Source organism: Bacillus sp. LR--39 (assembly GCF_053613335.1).
In genome coordinates, this window is record NZ_JBSIOT010001572.1 from 1 (window position 1) to 523 (window position 523).

The 523-nt window shown below is 43.8% G+C and carries 1 pseudogene; it reads right to left on the reverse strand.

The window, feature by feature from the left end:
• Positions 1-523, reverse strand: a pseudogene (gene xynC, locus ACWHAR_RS31865) (glucuronoarabinoxylan endo-1,4-beta-xylanase XynC); the annotation flags it as partial.

A 523-nucleotide genomic window follows, 5' to 3' on the forward strand; every position in this document is an offset into this window, starting at 1 on the left:
TTGAAAAGAGGATAAGGGAATTGCTGACCTGAGTGCCGTACAGGTGGGTTCCGAGAATATCCATATTGGCAAGAGCCTGCGGATCGTTCAAAATCGGGTCCGACAAATTCTTCAAGTATTGAAATGACTCAGGCGCAATGACGCGGGCATTGATCGAGCCGGCGTTTTCTCTCATAAAGCGAAGTATTTCTTGCGGCGTCCACCACGTCCACTCGTGAGCGTAATCAGGCTCGTTTTGGACCGAAATCGCATAAAGATTCACACCATTATTTTTCATGAAGGTAACAAAATCGTTAAGATGCTGCGCGTATGCTGCATACTTGTTGTATTTCAACCGTTTAGCCGATGTGTCACCATTACGATTAAAGGTCTCAACCATATCACTTGGAGGATTCCAAGGAGAAGCAAAAACGATTGCTCCATGTTTGACCGCACTCTTTGCAGTCTCCACCTCTTTATACCAATTATTTCGATTTTCATCTACATGAATTCTTAAGATTGAAAATCCTAACTGGTTCTGTCC